Annotated in this window: 1 protein-coding gene; it reads right to left on the reverse strand. The window is 37.2% G+C overall.

Going from position 1 to position 530, the window contains the following annotated elements; translation table 11 throughout:
* Window positions 1–133: 133 nt before the first annotated feature.
* A partial coding sequence (locus ENE75_RS26030) for a histidine kinase (RefSeq protein ID WP_199232417.1) occupies window positions 134–530 on the reverse strand: 397 nt, incomplete at its 5' end.

Genomic DNA, 530 nt, shown 5'->3' on the forward strand with positions numbered 1-530 from the left:
TAACCGGTGCGATCTTATAATGAAAATATTCGTCCGGCACATTCATATTTATCTGCAACCCTTTTTTAAATCTTGTTTGCTGCATGTTAATATAGAGTTGCACAAACTCAATTTCATCTTTCAGAAACACGGTTTAGGTATCACCATTCTTTAAAATATACCTGTATATGCCCGACATCTGCTCAAGAAAATCGCCTGCCACCTGCTGATTAGTTTCAATAAGACCCGATAAAGAAGTAAGCGAATTAAAGAGGAAGTGCGGATTCAATTGCTGTTTCAGGCTTTCATACATCACCATTGTTTTTTCTTTCTCCAGCAACTGGGCTTTGCTTTTCAGCTGGTACAATTGGCGCTGCTGCTTTGTACGATATTTATACAGCGCATAGAAAAAAGAGGCGATCAATAATAACAATGCTATCCTGAAGAGATTTGTTTTATAAAAAACAGTTGCCAGTTTAATGGAAACTGTTTTGGCAACTACTTCATCCCAGTTACCATTGCCAACCATGGCCTTATATAAAAAAGTGTAT

This window comes from Rubrivivax albus (assembly GCF_004016515.1).
Taxonomy (GTDB): domain Bacteria; phylum Pseudomonadota; class Gammaproteobacteria; order Burkholderiales; family Burkholderiaceae_C; genus Rubrivivax; species Rubrivivax albus.